The 19,640-nt window shown below is 43.4% G+C and carries 16 protein-coding genes and 1 other RNA gene; 8 read left to right on the forward strand and 9 right to left on the reverse strand.

Annotation, left to right across the window (positions count from 1 at the left end):
- Nucleotides 1–295 precede the first annotated feature (295 nt).
- The 4 genes from gcvP to AC3KVK_RS12130 form a co-directional block, all read right to left on the reverse strand.
- A complete protein-coding gene (gene gcvP, locus AC3KVK_RS12115) occupies nt 296–3,184 on the reverse strand; it encodes an aminomethyl-transferring glycine dehydrogenase (protein ID WP_490313134.1) in 2,889 nt (962 codons plus the stop codon).
- Between the two features lie 213 nt (nt 3,185–3,397).
- The gene (gcvH, locus tag AC3KVK_RS12120) at nt 3,398–3,787 is read right to left on the reverse strand and encodes a glycine cleavage system protein GcvH (RefSeq protein ID WP_490313133.1); all 390 of its coding nucleotides are present in this window, start codon (nt 3,785–3,787) and stop codon (nt 3,398–3,400) included.
- A gap of 48 nt (nt 3,788–3,835) precedes the next feature.
- A complete protein-coding gene (gene gcvT / locus AC3KVK_RS12125) occupies nt 3,836–4,915 on the reverse strand; it encodes a glycine cleavage system aminomethyltransferase GcvT (RefSeq protein ID WP_490313132.1) in 1,080 nt (359 codons plus the stop codon).
- Between the two features lie 242 nt (nt 4,916–5,157).
- Entirely contained in the window at nt 5,158–5,760 is a 603-nt protein-coding gene (locus AC3KVK_RS12130) for an aminomethyltransferase family protein (protein ID WP_490313131.1), read from the reverse strand.
- Between the two features lie 126 nt (nt 5,761–5,886).
- Here AC3KVK_RS12130 and AC3KVK_RS12135 point away from each other — a divergent pair, with 126 nt between their 5' ends.
- The 7 genes from AC3KVK_RS12135 to AC3KVK_RS12165 all read left to right on the forward strand — a co-directional run bounded on the left by AC3KVK_RS12135 (nt 5,887) and on the right by AC3KVK_RS12165 (nt 11,582).
- A complete protein-coding gene (locus AC3KVK_RS12135; protein WP_490313130.1) occupies nt 5,887–6,732 on the forward strand; it encodes a LysR family transcriptional regulator in 846 nt (281 codons plus the stop codon).
- A 32-nt stretch (nt 6,733–6,764) separates the two neighbouring features.
- Entirely contained in the window at nt 6,765–7,298 is a 534-nt protein-coding gene (locus tag AC3KVK_RS12140; RefSeq protein ID WP_490313129.1) for a DUF6795 domain-containing protein, read from the forward strand.
- Between the two features lie 246 nt (nt 7,299–7,544).
- Nucleotides 7,545–8,114, forward strand: a complete 570-nt coding sequence (locus AC3KVK_RS12145; protein WP_490313128.1) for a DUF6795 domain-containing protein — start codon at nt 7,545–7,547, stop codon at nt 8,112–8,114.
- Between the two features lie 232 nt (nt 8,115–8,346).
- Complete coding sequence (locus AC3KVK_RS12150) at nt 8,347–8,880, forward strand: DUF6795 domain-containing protein (protein WP_490313127.1); 534 nt, start codon at nt 8,347–8,349, stop codon at nt 8,878–8,880.
- A gap of 137 nt (nt 8,881–9,017) precedes the next feature.
- Nucleotides 9,018–9,656, forward strand: coding sequence for a DUF6795 domain-containing protein (locus AC3KVK_RS12155; protein ID WP_490313126.1), 639 nt, complete (start codon nt 9,018–9,020; stop codon nt 9,654–9,656).
- 136 nt (nt 9,657–9,792) lie between these two features.
- Complete coding sequence (locus tag AC3KVK_RS12160; protein WP_518526912.1) at nt 9,793–10,440, forward strand: DUF6795 domain-containing protein; 648 nt, start codon at nt 9,793–9,795, stop codon at nt 10,438–10,440.
- Nucleotides 10,437–11,582 (forward strand): lipase family protein, encoded by a 1,146-nt coding sequence (locus AC3KVK_RS12165; protein ID WP_490313124.1) that lies wholly within the window; start codon nt 10,437–10,439, stop codon nt 11,580–11,582. The genes AC3KVK_RS12160 and AC3KVK_RS12165 overlap by 4 nt, the downstream gene beginning before the upstream one ends.
- Nucleotides 11,583–11,647: 65 nt before the next feature.
- Here AC3KVK_RS12165 and AC3KVK_RS12170 read toward each other — a convergent pair whose 3' ends face one another.
- From AC3KVK_RS12170 to AC3KVK_RS12185, 4 genes are read right to left on the reverse strand one after another with little or no spacing between them, the layout of a single operon-like run.
- Entirely contained in the window at nt 11,648–12,835 is a 1,188-nt protein-coding gene (locus AC3KVK_RS12170) for an FAD-dependent oxidoreductase (protein ID WP_490313123.1), read from the reverse strand.
- Nucleotides 12,832–14,037 carry a 2-octaprenyl-6-methoxyphenyl hydroxylase gene (ubiH, locus tag AC3KVK_RS12175; protein WP_490313122.1) on the reverse strand — a complete coding sequence of 402 codons (1,206 nt, stop codon included), beginning with the start codon at nt 14,035–14,037 and terminating at the stop codon, nt 12,832–12,834. Before ubiH ends, AC3KVK_RS12170 begins: the two co-directional genes overlap by 4 nt.
- A gap of 9 nt (nt 14,038–14,046) precedes the next feature.
- On the reverse strand, nt 14,047–15,342 hold the full coding sequence (gene pepP, locus AC3KVK_RS12180; protein ID WP_490313176.1) for a Xaa-Pro aminopeptidase: 1,296 nt from the start codon (nt 15,340–15,342) through the stop codon (nt 14,047–14,049).
- 15 nt (nt 15,343–15,357) lie between these two features.
- Nucleotides 15,358–15,924, reverse strand: a complete 567-nt coding sequence (locus AC3KVK_RS12185; RefSeq protein WP_490313121.1) for a UPF0149 family protein — start codon at nt 15,922–15,924, stop codon at nt 15,358–15,360.
- A gap of 184 nt (nt 15,925–16,108) precedes the next feature.
- Here AC3KVK_RS12185 and ssrS point away from each other — a divergent pair.
- Nucleotides 16,109–16,291: non-coding RNA, 6S RNA (ssrS, locus tag AC3KVK_RS12190), on the forward strand.
- A gap of 206 nt (nt 16,292–16,497) precedes the next feature.
- On the opposite strand, the gene AC3KVK_RS12195 is transcribed toward ssrS, so the two are convergent.
- Entirely contained in the window at nt 16,498–19,614 is a 3,117-nt protein-coding gene (locus tag AC3KVK_RS12195) for an efflux RND transporter permease subunit (protein WP_490313120.1), read from the reverse strand.
- Between the last annotated feature and the right edge of the window lie 26 nt (nt 19,615–19,640).

Raw genomic sequence — 19,640 nt, forward strand, 5'->3', positions numbered from 1 at the left:
GAAGGATTAAGCATGATGTCGGTGGCGCTGGGTGAGTCCAGAGAGGGGTGAGCGCTAGCCCCTCTCTGGCTGCAGTCGCCAGCGCGACAACAGTGCTAATTTAAAAAGTGGTTTTTCAATTTTAAAAGTAGATGTTTATTTGAAAACGGCTTTTAAAAAACTGTCGGGCTAAAGCCCAACCTACAAAAAGCGGGCTTGCACCTACACTCCCAATATCACAATCACACATTTCGCCCAACAAAAAAGGTAAACCGAGGTTTACCTTTTTTATCAAATCAAAATTTTAAAATTTCAATTATTCAGCGTAGCTGTCTACCGGTGGGCACGAACAAATTAGGTTACGGTCACCGTATACGTCATCGATGCGCGTCACGGTTGGCCAGAATTTGTTTTTCGCCACTGCTGGCACTGGGAAGGCAGCGTAGAAACGGTCATATGCACGATCCCACTCATTGCCAAGTACGTCACCTTGTGTGTGCGGTGCAAACACCAGTGGGTTGTTGTCTATTGTCCATTCGCCATTCACGATCTTATCGATTTCGCCTTTGATAGACACCATCGCTTCAATGAAACGGTCAATTTCAACTTTGCTTTCTGATTCAGTTGGCTCAATCATTAATGTGCCCGCTACTGGGAACGACATTGTTGGAGAGTGGAAACCATAATCTTGTAAGCGTTTTGCAACGTCCATTTCTGTGATACCAGAAGCTTCTTTTAATGGGCGTAAATCAACAATACATTCATGCGCAATGCGGTTGTTTTGACCACGATATAAAATCGGGTAATGCTTGCTTAGCTTTTCAGTTAAGTAGTTTGCATTCACAATCGCCATTTCTGTGGCTTGTTTTAAGCCTTCGCTGCCCATCATGGTGATGTATGCCCATGAAATAGGTAGAATTGCCGCTGAGCCGTAAGGCGCTGCAGACACGGCTCCATTGCCTTTGGTTGTACCCGGTACGTTAATTACGCTGTGGTTTGGCATAAATGGCGCTAAGTGTGATTTAACTCCAATTGGGCCAACACCTGGGCCACCGCCACCGTGTGGAATACAGAATGTTTTGTGTAAGTTTAAGTGCGATACGTCTGAGCCGATTGAACCTGGGCTTGTTACGCCAACTTGCGCGTTCATGTTCGCGCCATCCATGTACACTTGACCGCCGTGCTGATGCACGATGTCACACACGTCTTTGATGTTTTGCTCGTAAATACCGTGAGTCGATGGGTAAGTCACCATGATGCACGATAAGTTTTCAGCAACCGATTCAGCTTTAGCTTTTAGGTCTGCCATGTCGATGTTACCGTTTTTATCACAAGCAACGACTACTACTTTCATGCTGGCCATTTGCGCAGACGCTGGGTTAGTACCGTGCGCAGAGCTTGGGATCAAACACACATTACGGTGCGCATCACCACGAGACTCGTGATATTTGCGAATCGCGATTAAACCAGCGTATTCACCCTGTGCACCTGAGTTTGGTTGCAGTGATACGGCATCGTAACCGGTGATATTCACTAACCAATCATGTAATTCGTTAATCATGATTTGGTAACCTTCTGCTTGGTCTAGCGGGCAGAATGGGTGAAGATTGGCAATTTCAGGCCATGTAACAGGGATCATCTCTGCGGTTGCATTGAGTTTCATGGTACATGAACCTAATGAAATCATAGAGTGATTCAATGATAAATCTTTGTTTTCTAAACGCTTGATATAACGAAGCATTTCTGTTTCGCTATGGTACGAGTTGAAGTTCGGGTGCGTTAAAATCGCATCGTCACGAACCAATGCCGCAGGAATTGACTCAGACCCATTAGCTGTAATTGCCGCATCCAGTGCTGCGACATCTAAACCGTGGCCTTCGCCTAAGATTACATCAAATAACTGTGCGATGTCTTCACGAGTGGTTTCTTCGTTCACTGAAATAGACAGCTCACCGTCGTGGTTGGTCGCAAAGTTGATTTCAGCCGCTAATGCGCGCGCGACGATCTCGTCTTTGTTTTGCGTCAGCGTGATGGTATCAAACCATGTGTTGTGCTTTAAGCTCACGCCTTTTGCTTGTAAACCTGCCGCTAAAATATCAGCAAAACGGTGAATGCGCTCTGCAATCACTTTTAAGCCTTGTGGGCCGTGGTACACCGCATAAAACGCAGCCATGTTGGCCAGTAATACTTGTGCTGTACAAATGTTTGAGTTGGCTTTTTCGCGGCGAATGTGTTGCTCGCGTGTTTGCATCGCCATACGTAACGCATCGTTACCTAAACGGTCTTTTGAAATACCGATGATACGACCTGGTAATGAGCGCTTGTATTCGTCACGGGTGGCAAAAAATGCCGCGTGAGGACCACCATAACCCATAGGTACACCAAAACGCTGCGCAGAACCAAGCACTACGTCTGCACCTAATGAACCCGGTGATTTCAGTAATAATAAGCTCATGATGTCTGCTGCAACACAGGCGATGGCTTTTTTGCTGTGAACCGTTTCAATTAACCCTTGAACATCAACGATTTCACCAGAAGTCGATGGGTACTGGAATAACGCACCGAAAATGTCGTGGTTCGCTACGTCGGCCGCAGGAGCAACCACCACTTCAAAACCAAACTGGTCTGCACGCGTGGCCACTACGTCAATTGTTTGAGTGTGCACGTCGTCAGCGATGAAGAAAATGTTCGCTTTTTTCGCTTTTGCAACACGCTTTGCTAAAGCCATTGCTTCAGCCGCCGCAGTTGATTCGTCAAGTAATGACGCGCTGGCAAGATCTAACCCTGATAAATCAATCGATAAGGTTTGGAAGTTTAACAGTGACTCTAAACGACCTTGTGCGATTTCTGGTTGGTACGGCGTGTACGCGGTGTACCAGCCTGGATTTTCAAGTACGTTACGTAAAATAACGTTCGGTACTAATGTCGGGTGATACCCTTGGCCGATGTATGATTTGTATAGTTTATTTTTAGATACAACCGACTTTAAGTAACTAAGCGCTTCAACTTCAGTGCGGCTTTCACCGACTGTTAAGCCCTGCTCTAAACGAATACTTGCAGGCACAGTTTGAGCGATTAACTCTTCAACACTTGATACATTTAATTCAGCTAGCATGGCTGCAGTTTGTGCTGCGTCCGGGCCGATATGGCGACGGATAAAATCTTGCTTTTGCTCGAGTTGATCAAGAGATTTGGCGTGTGACATTAGTCCAGATTCCTATTAATCCAAAAAAAATTAATGTTGCAAGTTAGATTGGTTAACTTGCTAACAGCAATGCCGTTTTAAAATGGGGTTAAACACGACATTTTAAATCTTGTGTAATTTTAACAATTACTTAGTTTGTATTTAGCGTGTAATAAGCTAAATAACTAAACTATAAAAGCCCCTAATTTGGGGCTTTTATAGTCGAAGAAAAGCTTATTCTTCGTCGATAGATGCTTCGTAACCTTCAGCGTCTAGTAGGTTATCAAGCTCAGACACGTCTGATGCTTTAATGCGGAATAACCAACCGTCAGTGTACGGATCTGAGTTAACAGTTTCAGGCGCATCTTCAAGTAGCTCATTGATCGCGACCACTGTACCACCGATTGGTGCATAGATGTCTGACGCCGCTTTTACTGACTCAGCCACTGCACAGTCTTCACCAGCATCAACTTCGTCGTCTACGTCTGGTAATTCAACAAATACCATATCACCTAAAAGTTCTTGCGCGTGCTCCGTGATACCTACTGTGAACGTACCGTCGCCTTCATCGCGAACCCACTCGTGAGAAGATGCGTATTTTAATTCGCTAGGGATATTGCTCATTCTACTGTTCCTTCGACTAAATTATTTTGGGCCTTGACCCGAAACTGATTAAATTACTTTTTTACCGAAACGTACAAATGATGGAGCCACCACTTTTACGTCGACTAATTTTTTACGCATTTCAACTTGCGCTGTTTCACCAACGGTATTTGGTACGCGCGCAAGCGCAATACTGTAACCTAAGGTTGGTGAGAATGTACCAGAAGTGATTACACCTTCGCCACCTTCTACGATGACTTTACTGCCTGCGCGTAATACACCTTTATCTTCATAGACTAAACCAACAAATTTATCGACACCATTTGCTTTTTGTTTAGTTAAAGCATCACGACCGATGAAATCACGATCAGCGGGTTCCCATGCAATTGTCCAACCCATATTTGCGGCAAGTGGCGAAACTGTCTCGTCCATATCTAGGCCGTATAGGTTCATGCCCGCTTCTAAGCGTAATGTATCACGTGCGCCTAAACCCGCTGGTGCAACACCTGCGTCTAATAATTGCTGCCAAAGATCGGCTGCGTCATCGTTATGCACAACGATTTCATAACCTGCTTCGCCAGTGTAACCAGTTGTTGCGATAAATAAGTTGCCTGCTTGCACACCAAAGAATGGCTTCATGCCTTCAACTGCGGCATTTTGCTCAGCATTTAAAATCGTGGCTGTTTTAGCTTTTGCGTTCGGGCCTTGCACAGCAATCATTGCAAATTCAGGGCGCTCAGTGACTTCGACAGAAAAATCAGCAGAGATTTGTGCAATCCATGCTAAGTCTTTTTCGCGTGTGGCTGAGTTAACAACTAAACGATATTCAGTCTCAGAGAAGAAATAGATGATTAAGTCATCAATTACACCGCCGTCATGGTTTAACATGCCGGTGTAAAGTGCTTTACCTGGTACAGTTAATTTAGCAACATCGTTCGCAACTAATTTACGTAAAAATGCTTTTGCATCAGCACCTTTTACATCAACAATGGTCATGTGAGACACGTCGAACATACCTGCATCGGTGCGCACCGCGTTGTGCTCTTCGATTTGTGAACCGTAATTGATTGGCATTTCCCAGCCGTGGAAATCTACCATTTTTGCGCCAGCTTCGATGTGCTTAGCGTGAAGAACTGTTTTATTTGTCATAATATTCCTGCACTTAAGTAAAAGCCCTAACAGTCAGGCCGCTTCCTCATCATTGAGGGGAATAACATGGGCGGCGATTATACATAAGTTAATAATCTCTACCACTGATTTTCTATCTCGAATCATTCACTAAAGATGAGCCATTTGTTCAGATTTAAAACCTGTAAAAATTGCGCTACAGCAGTGAAAAACTCTAAAACTATCGCTACGTATTTGAAAACGTATAAAAAGCAAAAAAGCGGCTAAGCCGCGTTTGCATTAAATCCTAGCCCTGTAAAGCGAGATTGCCAGCTGGCTAATTCACTTTCGCTGGCTATGAGTTCATAGCGATGCACATTATCGCTGGAGATCGCAGTTAAAAACACCGCGCCGCTTTGGGCACCAAAACGCAACTGCTGATCAGATAAGCGTAAGCCTGGAGTTAATGAAAACTCCTCAACTAGGGTGGCAAATGCATCAACCCCTTGAACGGATAGCACGGCTAAATCTTCGCGAGCAATCACATCAATATCGAAATAACTTTCGAACTGTGTCAGCCAATTGGCAAACGTTTGTGGTTGGTTCGTATCGACCACAATGCGAAACGCAGATTCAGAAAAATAATACACGTCGAGCACAATATTTTGATGCGCACAAAACCCATTTACACGGCTTTCTAGGCCCATGCCCGCAGAGGTGAGTTTGGCCACATTGGCGACTAAAATCTGACGTAAAAAAGGTAACGCGGCACTGCCACCGATATCAAACACCCATTTATTGGTGATATACGCCGTGCTATTTGGCTGTGAGAGGACAGCACGCGAATCTAAGATATGGCTGGCAAACATGTTGGATTGAAACGCCATGGTCGTTACCTATTTTAATTGAATGTAAAAATTATATTGCGCGCGCAGATGAACAACAAATTGTAATTTTAAATATACTGATTAATAATACTTATATTAAAAGACGTTTAAATTGATAATGCTAATATGAAAAACATTCCATCGGATAGCCTGCGAACACTGGTGACCGTGATTGAAGTCGGCGGGTTTGCTAAGGCGGGCGAGCTTTTAGGCCTTTCTCAGCCTGCCGTGAGCTTACAAATTAAACGTCTTGAAGAAATGCTCGATACCAAGCTATTTAAAAAGCAAGGGCAGCGCCAAGTGCTGAATCACCAAGGTGAGTTACTGTTGCCTTTGGCAAAACAAATGTTGCAATTAAACGATGGTATTTTACAACAATTTAGCTCTGAAATTATCACGGGCAAAATCCGCCTTGGGATCCCCAGCGAATTTGCCGCCACCATTTTACCCGCCATAATTGGTGACTTTGTTTCGCTCTACCCTGATGTGTCACTCGAAGTAAAGTCAGAGCTCAGCAAGCAGCTGATGCATGTCAGCAACCGCGAGCAATTTGATTTAGTGCTGACCCTAATTGAACAACTTGATCAAAACGAACACCCTGTTTTTATGCAAGACGAATTGGTGTGGGTTGGAGATCTCAATTTAGCCCAAGAGCCTGTGGTGAAATTAATTGCCGCGCCTGAGGGCTGTATTTATCGACGCCGCGCAATTAAAGCCCTCGAAAGCGCCGGATTAAAATGGCGGGTGGTCTACACCAATGCAGATTTAGCCGGCCTCACTGCGGCACTCAAAGAAGGCCTCGGCATCACGGTGCTGGCCAAACAAACCGTGCCGAGTGAATTGACTTTTCATAAATCGACTCATACCTTGCCAGCGCTCGGTAAAATTGGCATCAGCTTGATTAAAAAAGCCCATGAGAGCGATTCTGCGGTCGATAAACTGGCCGAGTTTATCGCCCTGCGTTTGAAGTAAGTCGGCTTATTTAAACTATTACAGGAGTTTTTATGTTTGGTTGGTTAAATTGGTTTAAAAAGAAAGAGGCCTACCTTTGCCCTGTCGTGAATGGCATCATTAAAGAAAATGGCCTGCCGCTTGCGCATATTCAAGTGTCTCGAGAACTTATTTATATCGATGACGTCGAGCGCCTCGACCACACCACCACCGATGAACAGGGCCGTTTTACTTTCCCTGAAAAAACCATCATGTCGCGGTTAGCGGCTAATCCAATGGCCGAACAACGCGTTTCACAATATATTTATGTCGAACGAAATGATAAAAAGTATCAATTGTGGGGTACCTCCCAAACAGCCTACAATGAATTGCCTGAATTCAGTAAAAAACTGGCCTTTTTAGACTGTGATTTATCTAACCGCATGTTTTCTTTTGAGTTTAAGCGTCACCAAGGTGTAAACATGAAATATGTTTCAACCAGTATTTGCACTTGGGAAGATGATTATAATCCTTACATGCTTTATGATCACGATGGTAAAAAATATTTAATCAATAACAATGATATAAATGACTTAGAGGAGTATTAACAATGAATGGAACTCTTTCACCTGCCACATAAAATACTCCTAGGTGCATTGCTGACACAATAAAAGCACTTTTCAATGTTCCTGTTTTTAATTTTTTCTTGTAGACTATTTGCTCGATATTTTTATGGATTAGAAAATGTTTAATCGCAAGGAAAGCGACCCATCTTGTTTGCGCTTTGTTTTTCTTTTGATCCCCTTTTGTATTACTCACTCTCTTATAACCTTTATTCAAAAACAGGAGTTTTTATGTTTGGTTGGTTCAATTGGTTTAAAAAGAAAGAGGCCTACCTCTGCCCTGTCGTGAATGGCATCATTAAAGAAAATGGCCTGCCGCTTGCGCATATTCAAGTATCGCGAGAACTTATTTATCTCGATAAAATCGAAGTTGAGGGTCTTAACCACACCATCGTCAACGAAGTTGAGCTTATCGACTACACCATCACCGACGAACAGGGCCGTTTTACTTTCCCTGAAAAAACCATCATGTCGCGTTTAGCAGCAAACCCGATAGCGGAACACCGTGTCTCGCAATACATTTATGTCGAGCGACATAATAAAAGATACCAACTATGGGGCGCATCTCAATATACTTATAAAAAAGTACCTGAATTTATTAAGAAACTGGCATTTTTAGACTGTGATTTGAGTCATCGCTTATTGTCGTTTGAGTTCAAAAAAGAAGGGTACAATCGAAAATATGTGTCTACAAGTATCTGCTCTTGGAAAGACAATTACACACCTATTTATTTATACGATCATGACGGTAAAGAATATTATATTAACAATGGTGATTTAAATGACCTTACGGAGCGTTAAGATATGAATGGTACTAGATTTGTACTGCTAAGCCCACGTTGTTTATTTTGTAAAGGTTGTTAGATGTTCCTGTTTTGATTATTTTATTGTAGCCTATTTGCTTGATATTTTTATGGATTAGAAAAAGTTTAATCGCAAGGAAAGCCACCCATCTTGTTTGCGCTTTGTTTTTCTTTTGATCCCTTTTTTATTACTCACTCCCTTTAACCTTTATTCAAAAACAGGAGAGACGATGTTTGGTTGGTTAAATTGGTTTAAAAAGAAAGAGGCCTACCTCTGCCCTGTCGTAAATGGCATCATTAAAGAAAATGGCCTGCCGCTTGCGCATATTCAAGTGTCTCGAGAACTTATTTATATCGATGACGTCGAGCGCCTCGACCACACCACCACCGATGAACAGGGCCGTTTTACTTTTCCTGAAAAAACCATCATGTCGCGGTTAGCGGCTAATCCAATGGCCGAACAACGCGTTTCACAATATATTTATGTCGAACGAAATGATAAAAAGTATCAATTGTGGGGTACCTCCCAAACAGCCTACAATGAAGTGCCTGAATTCAGTAAAAAACTGGCCTTTTTAGACTGTGATTTATCTAACCGCATGTTTTCTTTTGAGTTTAAGCGAAACCAAGGTGTAAACATGAAATATGTCTCGACCAGTATTTGCACTTGGGAAGACGATTACAATCCTTTTTATTTATACGACCATGATGGCAAAGAATATTTTATCAACGATGGCGATTTAAACAACCTTACGGAGCGTTAAGATATGAACGGAACTCTTACACCTGCCACTTTAAATACTCCTCTGTGCATTACTGACACAATAAAAGTACTTTTCAATGTTCCTGTTTTGAATTTTTTCTTGTAGACTATTTGCTCGATATTTTTATGGATTAGAAAATGTTTAATCGCAAGGAAAGCCACCCATCTTGTTTGCGCTTTGTTTTTCTTTTGATCCCTTTTTTATTACTCACTCCCCTTAACCTTTATTCAAAAACAGGAGAGACGATGTTTGGTTGGTTAAATTGGTTTAAAAAGAAAGAGGCCTACCTCTGCCCTGTCGTGAATGGCATCATTAAAGAAAATGGCCTGCCGCTTGCGCATATTCAAGTATCGCGGCAACTGATATACATTGATGATGTAGAGCGCCTCGACCACACCACCACCGATGAACAGGGCCGTTTTACTTTCCCTGAAAAAACCATCATGTCGCGGTTAGCGGCTAACCCAATGGCCGAGCAAAATGTCTCACAACACATTTATGTCGAGCGGGATAATAAAAAATACCAGTTATGGGGTACATTTCAATCAGCCTACAATGAAGTACCTGAATTCAGTAAAAAACTGGCCTTTTTAGACTGTGATTTATCTAACCGAATGTTTTCTTTTGAGTTTAAAAAAGAAGGTTTCAATCGAAAATATGTCTCAACCAGTATCTGCACTTGGGAAGATGATTACAACCCTTACATGCTTTACGATCATGATGGAAAAAAGTATTTAATCAATAACAATGATATTAATGACTTAGAGGAGTATTAACAATGAACGGAACTCTTACACCTGCCACTTTAAATACTCCTCTGTGCATTACTGGCACAATAAAAGTACTTTTCAATGTTCCTGTTTTTAATTTTTTCTTGTAGACTATTTGCTCGATATTTTTATGGATTAGAAAATGTTTAATCGCAAGGAAAGCCACCCATCTTGTTTGCGCTTTGTTTTTCTTTTGATCCCTTTTGTATTACTCACTCCCTTTAACCTTTATTCAAAAACAGGAGAGACGATGTTTGGTTGGTTAAATTGGTTTAAAAAGAAAGAGGCCTACCTCTGCCCTGTCGTAAATGGCATCATTAAAGAGAATGGCCTGCCGCTTGCGCATATACAAGTGTCGCGGCAACTGATATACATTGATGATGTAGAGCGCGTTGATCACACCACCACCGATGAACAGGGCCGTTTTACTTTCCCTGAAAAAACCATCATGTCGCGGTTAGCGGCTAACCCAATGGCCGAGCAAAATGTCTCACAACACATTTATGTCGAGCGGGATAATAAAAAATACCAGTTATGGGGTACATTTCAATCAGCCTACAATGAAGTACCTGAATTCAGTAAAAAACTGGCCTTTTTAGACTGTGATTTATCTAACCGAATGTTTTCTTTTGAGTTTAATCGTAACCAAGGTGTAAACATGAAATATGTCTCAACCAGTATCTGCACTTGGGAAGATGATTACAACCCTTACATGCTTTACGATCATGATGGAAAAAAATATTTTATTAACAATGGTGATTTAAACGATCTTACGGAGAGAAAAAGATGAACGGAACTCTTACACCAAACACTGCAGCCACTGTTGCGGCTCGAGTTTATCAAATCAGAAAATCAGGCGACTTTTCTGGGGAGTTTCACACAGATTTTGAGAAAAATTTTGATTTAACTAATAACCAAATAAAAGGTATCAGTGGTGGATTAATTAACCAACTGCTCAACCGCCAAACCGGTTTTGCTTTAACTGCGGAGGGCATCACACCGGCTTTTAAGCAACATCATATTATTGCGATACGTGGTACACATTTCCCTTCTCTTTCAGACTGGCTAACTAATTTAAACATAGGGATCACCGGCGGCCCAAAAGGTGTTAAAGGCCATGCCGGTTTTCAAAAAACCTTTCGTAGCCTGCGCCCTGCTTTTAATGAATATATAAATCAACACCAACCCCGATGTATTCATTGTGTTGGCCATAGCCTAGGTGGCGCTTTAGCGCAGCTTACCGCTTTATGGGCGAGTGAGCGTGGCATTCCTACAAAGCTGTATACCTTTGGCGCCCCAAGAGTGGTGTTAAATCATTCTGTGCCGATAGCGCAAGCAAAAATTGAGCACCATCGTATGGTGCATGGAGCTGACCCTGTACCTAAAGTGCCTCTTTGGCCTTTTTCGCATACTACTGGCGAATATTTACTGGGCATGGGCAATAGCGCACGCATGAGTATTGGCGCGCATTTAATGGATAAATCACCAGGGTATTCCATTACTTCTTCTGCGTATTCTGATTTCGGCAGTATGTCGCATCGGTTTACCCCTTTGCATACCCAACGCGTAGAATTACGTTATGAGAATCGTCATCAAGTGAATTTTAGCCAACGCTGGCAGCAACGTATCAGCGATGCATTAATTTCTTTACTTAAAGATACAGGACAATATTCGGCGATTAGTTTACAAGCATCTCTAGGACTTGGCTTAAGTTTTTATGATATTTTAGCGCGCTGCTTAGAGGAAGTTGGCAAAGCCTCTTCGATTGCTTACGAGCAACTAAAAGGTCTGCTGGGCCATATGTTAGTATTTGTTGGTAAAACAGGCCAAAAAGTTGGAGAAATAACTGTGCAATTTATACGTTGGGTATTTGAGCTAATGGTTAAGTCACTTTACCGCTTGGCTAAATCAGCCATTAATAGCGTGTTTTAGCTAACTAGGTTACTTACTTTAAAATTTCAGGCTGTTTCAGTGCTTTTGAAACAGCCTACACACTTTTATTTACCCAGCGCTTGATCGGCAAATAGTTGCTTGAGCGGGCTGAGATTATCGACCAAGTTTAAACCGACACCACGAATGAGCTTTTTAAGCGGGTGTTGGCCTTCAAATAACTCTTTTAAACCCTGCATCATCGCAATATGGGTTTGCGCATCGGCTTTGCGGCCACGCTCATATTGGCGCAGCAGTGCATGGGGAGCAAACACGTGTTGTTTACTGCTTGGTGCATCAGCTAATAATTGCAACAAATAGGCGGCATCTTTTAGGCCTAAGTTCATTCCTAAGCCTGCCAAGGGGTGAATGGTGTGCGCGGCATCGCCCATCAGAATAACGCGATTATCAAGCCATGTTCGGGCATAACGCATTTTAAGCGGGAATGCTTGACGAGCGCTAATCACTTCACACAAGCCACATTGGCCATCAAATTCACTCATCAATGCTTTATTAAATTCCTCATCGGGAAGCGCCAACAAGGATTTAGCGCGACTGGGTGACGTTGACCACACGATGGAGTGAGTGTTGGCCTCGGGTAAAGGTAAAAAGGCCAATGGGCCATCGGGTAAAAACACCTGACGCGCCACTTGTTGATGCGGCAACTGGGTTTTGATCGTGGCGACAATCGCATGGTGATCATAATCCCAAAATGTCATGGGCATTTTGTATTGCTGGCGAATCGCTGAATTTGCACCATCACAGGCCACCAGCAATTTTGCGATGATCGGGGTGCCATTTTTTAGGGTTAAAAAGACATCTGTGTCGCTTTGATGAATTTGCTGATACGGACTATCAAACATCACTGTTGCATGGCTGTATTGTGCCAATGTTTCGAGTAATGCTTTGCGGATCACATCGTTTTCTACAATGTGGCCTAAATGACTGAGATCTTGCTCATTGGCCGCAAAACTAATTTTGCCAAACGAGTCTTTATCACGTACATCCATAGTGGTGTAAACCTGCGCACGCATCGCCATCATGGCTGGCCATGCGCCCAGTTCTTCAAATAATGCCTGACTGGCTAAGCTCAACGCGCTCACTCTTAAACTGTATTCATCAGTTAATTGCTCGGGGACGCTACTTTCGGGTGCGGCGTCCAGTACAACCACTTCGACCCCTTGTTTAGCCAGGCCTAAAGCCAGTGTCAGACCCACGCAACCTGCGCCCACAATACACACTTGGGTTTGTTTCATGATCGAAATCCTTGACGGGTATGTCCCATTAACTGCTTAGCCAGTGGCTTTTTAAACCTAGGGCTAAGCTCTAAACTGGTTAAGCCAATACTGCGGCCCAGCGCAATCATGCGCGATGGATTTGAAAAGAGTTTCACCAGCGAATCGGTTAAGCACAGCACAGTGCCAATGTCTTGTTTCCGCTGTGCTTGGTATTGTTTAAGCACCCTGTACCCACCGATATCTTGCCTAGAAGTAAGTGCTTGAGCGATGATATCAACTAAGAGTTCAATATCGCGCACCCCTAAATTAAAACCTTGCCCTGCGATGGGGTGCACCGCATGTGCGGCATTCCCAATAATAACCGCACGATGGCTGATAAACTGGCTGGCTTGACCTTTTATCAACGGATACTGAGCGCGCATACCCACTTTGCAAAAATGCCCAGCTCGATAACCAAAAGCGTGTTGCAGTTGCGCTAAAAACTCGGAATCACTCGCCGTGATCAGTGACTCAACATCTTTTGGAGCTGCGCACCAAACCAACGAATAGCGATTTTCGCTCATCGGCAGCAATGCCATGGGTCCTTGCTCTGTAAAGCGCTCAAAAGCTTGTTGTTGATGACCACCACTGACTTCAACATTAGCAATCACTGCCGACTGTTCATAAGCGTGTTGGCTAAATTCAATATTAAGTAAGCTGCGCCCAACAGATTGAGCGCCATCAGCAATGATGACTAAATCAGCACTCAGTTGGGATCCATCCTGCAAGGTCAAATGATTTGCGTGTTGTTGCTGTGACATTGCGGTGACTTTATTCGGGCAAAAAAGCGTAATGTTGTGCCCTGTTAATAATTGATGCAACGCCAAACCAAATGGTTTTACTTCGACCACATAGCCCAATGCCTCGACTTGATACTCTTGCGCGCTGATATGGGTTTTACCAAAATGCCCCCTATCTGACACTTGCACAGTTTCGATGGCACTCACATAAGGAGAATAAGGCTGAAACAAACCTAAATCACGCAGGTATTTCGCACTGTGGTGCGCAATCGCAATGCTGCGTTCATCAAAGCTTGGTTGCGCTTTATCATTAGCTGCAAAGGCTTCAATAACAGCAATAGTCAGAGTGGGACAGCGTTTAGCTAAACAAAGCGCTTGGCTGGCACCAATAAGCCCGCCACCAACAATGACGACATCAAAATGGGGCTGTTGTGACTGCACGCTCATTCCTTATGCTTGCATTAATGCTTCAATGTCTGTGATGGTTTTTGGCACATCAGCAGTGAGTACTTCATGCCCACTGTCGGTGATCACCACATCATCTTCGATACGAATGCCAATCCCTTTGAATTGCTCTGGCGCAACCGCATCATTGGCGACATAAATACCGGGCTCGATAGTCAATACCATGCCCGGCTCGAAAGGACGGTCTTTTTCGTCTTGTTTATATTCACCGACATCGTGCACATCTAACCCCAACCAGTGGCCAACGCCATGCATGTAAAACGCTTTAAACGCTTGGTTTTCAATAAGCTCATCAAGCTCACCTTGCAATAGCCCCAAATGAATCATGCCTTGGGTGAGCACTTTAATGGCAGCATCTCCCGCCATTTTTAAGGTGTTGCCCGGTTTGACAAGTGCTAATGCCGCTAATTGTGCATCTAACACCAATTGATAAAGCTGTTTTTGCGGGGCAGTAAAGCGTCCGTTTACAGGAAACGTGCGGGTAATATCTGCGGCATAACCTTGGAGCTCACAACCAGAATCAATCAGCACTAAATCCCCCGCCATCAGCGGTGCGCTGTTTTCAGTGTAGTGAAGAATATTGGCATTATCGCCCGAGCCGACAATTGTGCCGTATGCTGGGTGGCGCGCACCGTTCATCGCATAATGATGATGGATTTCTGCTTCTAACTGATACTCTGTCGCCCCCGCTTTGGCATACTTCATTGCACGAACATGTCCATCTGCACTGATTTTGCCAGCTTTGCGCATTAAATCCAGCTCATAGTCTGATTTAAACAACCGCATTTCGTGAATTAAAGTGCGAATATCTTTAATGGTATTAGGCGCTTTTAAGCCACGTTTTGGACCGTTACGTAGCGTGTTGATGTGTTGCCAGATTTGCTGATCGAAATCTGGATAAGTGCCCTGTGCAAAATAAAGGCGTTGCTGCCCATTGATGAGGTGTTGCAAATGCTCGTCTAAGCAATCTAAACCAAAGCTCGCATCAAAACCTAATTGAGTTTGAGCTTGCTCGGGCCCCATGCGACGCCCGCACCAAATTTCTGCCATTTTATTTTTTGGTCGACAAAAAAAGGTCGTTTCGATTTCTGCACCTGGCGTCAGTACTAAGACGGCATCAGGCTCGTTGAAGCCCGTTAAGTAAAAAAAGTCACTGTCTTGGCGAAACGCGTATTCGGTATCGCGACTGCGGGTAAGTTCTTTGGCGGCAGGAATAATCGCAACGCTATGAGGATCCATTTTGGCCAATAAACGGGCACGTCTTTGCTGAAATTCGCTCATCATCTTGCTCACTTTTTAATGAATAGTTTTGTTTTCTGCCGCAGTCGTGACTTGTTTTTCGCCTAATTCAGCGAAACACAATAAAGTTGAAATACGCACGTACTCGACAATTTCATACAAGGCTTGTACATCTTCATCTGTTTCGTCAAAGTGGGTATCTAATTTACTGATTTCTGTAAAGTCTTGGATCACTTCTTTTACATCGGCCGATAAACGTCCGTAATCTTTTTGTTTTAAACCAAAACCCAGTAAAAATCCCGAAATCCAAGCGATCACCGCATTGGCCTGATCCGATAAGGTTTCTTCTTCATCTGGCAAGAACAGTTCAAAATGCAGCTCTTTATCGTTGAGTTTGCTGCTAACGTGGGTGTACATACTGCTAAGAAACGTTTTTAACTCACCACTGAATGATTGCCCTTCATTAAAGACATCGCTCAACAGCGCTAAGTATTCTTTACTGTCTATTTCTAAGCCACACGACAGTAATCCACTAATCACACCGTGCACTTCTGCTGGCATAACAAATACTTGATGTTTTTCGAGTAATAACTGTGCGTCTTGGTAGCTGAGTTTTTCAATCATGGCAGGGTTCTTAACGTGTGTTTAGAGTTAACTATAAGATTAATGCTACCACTGGGCTAGCTGCAACTCCAATAAATTCACGATAACAGTGCGATTTTAAAGCACTTTGTTTAATTAAGCCGCGCTTAGACGTTTAATTACAATAAAAAGGTAGAGCTTTAGTCATAGTCTTATATACTTAGGTTGTTCTCTGGAATGTTGGTGTGTGGGTTAAGTCCCTGAGCCGATAAATTTTTTGTTAGGGACGCAGTTTATTAGCTATTGTGCAAGCTCGGCATGTACCGAGAAGCCTGCGGTTAGTTGTTGTGTTCCGCCTTGAACCTTAGGGTTCAAGGGCTGACACTCGCTACCGCGTTCCGGAGACACTCCTTCCCTTGGTTAAAACCCGAAGTTTCAAATTTTTTAAATCACACTCAAATCAAACTAAATAAAAGCAAGTGCCTACGCACCTACCAAGCCATTTAAAATGGTAATTTAAAAACGAGACAAACTCCTCTTTTACAACAAAAAAAAGCTCAACTCGAAAGTTAAGCTTTAATTGTGTTGTGGGCTTTATTTTATACCAGTTACAATTTAAGCCAACGAGGGATCATGGCTGGTTTGATTGCCCCGCAGTATTACTTTCGCTTTTTCGACCAGCATATAATTGACCGGCACTAACAACAAAGTAATAAAGGTCGCAAATAAAATACCAAATCCTAATGACACAGCCATTGGGATAAGGAACTGCGCTTGAGTTGATTTTTCAAATAAGAGCGGCATTAAACCAATAAACGTAGTTAAGCTGGTCAACATGACTGGCCGAAAACGCGCTGCGCCAGCCGTTAACACTGCATCCATTAACTCGCACCCTTCTAGACGTTTTTTATTAATAAAATCAACCAACACTAATGAGTCATTCACCACAACACCTATCAGTGCCAACATCCCAAGTAAGCTCATAATGGTCAGTTCCATCCCCATAATCCAGTGCCCCATCACCGCCCCTATCATGCCAAATGGAATAATACTCATCACAATGAGTGGCTGAATATACGATTTAAACGGAATCGCCAATAACCCATAAATAATGAAAAAGACAAATAACAGCGCCCACGCCAATGACCCAAAAGACTCGCGTTGCTCTTTCGCCTCGCCTTCTAAGGAGTGGCTAATTCCCGGGTATTGTGCCACTAGTTCATCAAGATAGGTTTTTAAATCGGCTTGTAAAACCGTCATATTGGTGTTGGATTTTTCGATATCCGCGGTCACGTTGACGGTGCGATAACGGTCGATACGATAAATCGATGAGGGACTTTGACCCGCAATCAGGGTGGCCACATGCGATAATGGGACCGCGCCGCCGCTTGGAGTATCAATTAAAATTTCTTGTAAATCCGCAATAGACCGACGCTCTTCTATTGGTAAACGTACCATCACCCGTACGTCATCTCGTCCACGTTGGATCCGCTGTACTTGCGAGCCAAAAAACGCATTTCGCACTTGGCTGGCCACATTGACTCGAGTTAGTCCAAGCGCTTGGCCTTGTGTGGTCAGTTCTATCTGCAGCTCTTGTTTTCCGTTTGATAAGCTATCGGCGATATCAAATACCGTCGGATAGGTTGCTAAGCGGTCTTTTACTTTACTGGCCACATCTTTTAAGGTCGCTAATGAGCTCCCCGTCAGCTGGACATTAATTGGATCAGATGAACGGCCGATTTCAGCTCTAAATGTCAGGCTTTCGGCTCCTGGCACCACACCAATGAGTTTTCGCCATTCACTGACCAGTTCACGAGACGTCACTGAGCTTGAGCGTTGCTCGGGTGGAATAATTTCAAAACGGACCCCCCCGGAGTTCGACGCACCACCGCGCCCACCTGTGGTAGCCAAGATATTCATGATGACACTTTTTCCTGTGTCTTCATCAACATACTTATCTTGTAGCTCTTTCGCTTTGTCAGCCATTTTCAAAATAAACATATTGGTGACTTCAAAAGGCGTACCTGTGGGTAAGGTCAGGTTGACTCGAACCGTTTCACTTGGGATCCGAGGGAAGAATATAAACTTAGTCCAGCCACTCATCACTAAAGCTAAAATAATCACAAACACACCAATAAAGCTGCTCAATGTCGCCAATTTGTGGCGCAGCGCCAGTTTTAAAATGGGTTGGTAATAACGCATGATGGCATTTTCAAAACCATCGGCAAATTTTTGTTGAAGTTGTTCCAGTTTGTTGGGCCCCGACTTTTGATGCCGCATTTTGAGGTATTTCAAATGTGCAGGCAGGACAAATTTCGATTCAATTAATGAAAACAATAAAACTGGGATGACAATAACTGGAATTTGGGCAAACAGTGCGCCACGCGCGCCTTCGATAAAGGCTAATGGTAAAAAAGCCGCCACAGTGGTTAAGACACCAAATGTGACAGGGGTGGCCACTTCTTGAGTACCACGGATTGCTGCTTGCTCACCACTTTCGGAGGTTTTTAAATGTGTGTAGACATTTTCACCGGTGACAATGGCATCATCAACCACGATTCCAAGCACTAATATAAAGCCAAATAAACTCATAATATTGAGTGTGATGCCAAAAAGAGGCATCGCAATAAAGGCACCCATAAATGAAATCGGGATCCCGATAAACACCCAAAACGCAATCGCCGGACGTAAAAATAAGGTCAACAATGCCAACACCAAAATGCCACCTTGCAATGCACTGGTTGTTAAAGTTGCAATGCGGTTTTTAACGACTTGAGAATCATCGTCCCAAAAGCTTAACTCAAACCCTTCTGGTAAACGCTCTTGTTGCTGTTCAATATACGCTTTAACTTGATCGGCCACTTCAATTGCACTTTGCTGACCAATGCGATAAACATCTATAAAAGCAGCTTGTTTACCATTAAAGCGAGTGCGGATGGGCGTTTCTTCAAATTCATCTTTAATTTGCGCAATATCGCCTAACCGAATAATCGAACCATCCGGGTTGGTTTTAATCGCAATTCTAGCAAACTCATCTTTGCGATAGGCTTGGCCTTTTGAGCGGATCAGTACATCGCCACCTGAAGTTTTTAAATTACCCGCCGACACATCCGTACTCGAACTCCCAATAGCATTGGAAATATCTTTTAAACTTAAGTCATATTGGCGCAGGGTATCTTGGGAGATTTCGATGGCAATTTCATAATTTCGTACGCCACTTAGCTCAACTTGTGTGACTGCTGGCAAACGCAGTAGTTCATCTCGTACTTTTTCGGCGTACTCTCTGGTTTCTTTTTCACCATAAATACTGGCCACAGTCACAGCTATCACTTCGCGTTTTCGCTCTGCTAAGGCAACGATGGGCTTTTCGGCATCCGCTGGAAACGTATTAATCGCATCGACGCGGCTTTTTATATCTGCGAGCATTTCTCTAGGTTCATAGCCGGTATCAACTTCGATGGTGACCGATGCGGATCCTTCAGAGGAGCGACTCGAAATCTGCTTAACCCCTTCGAGATCTTGAACGGCTTCTTCTATGCGGATCGCAACCCCTTGTTCAGTATCTTCAGGGGTTGCACCACGCAGCGAAACACTGACACTGATTCTGTCAGTCTGAAACGATGGAAACACTTCAAGCGGAATTTTACTTGATAAGCTAAATAGTCCAGCCAATAAAATGCTGATCATTAACAAATTCGCCGCGACATGATTTTTGGTAAACCAAGCGATCATCCGGCACCTCCAACTAAATTAAGGCG

The sequence above is a fragment of the Pseudoalteromonas sp. J2K-J979 genome, assembly GCF_058169715.2.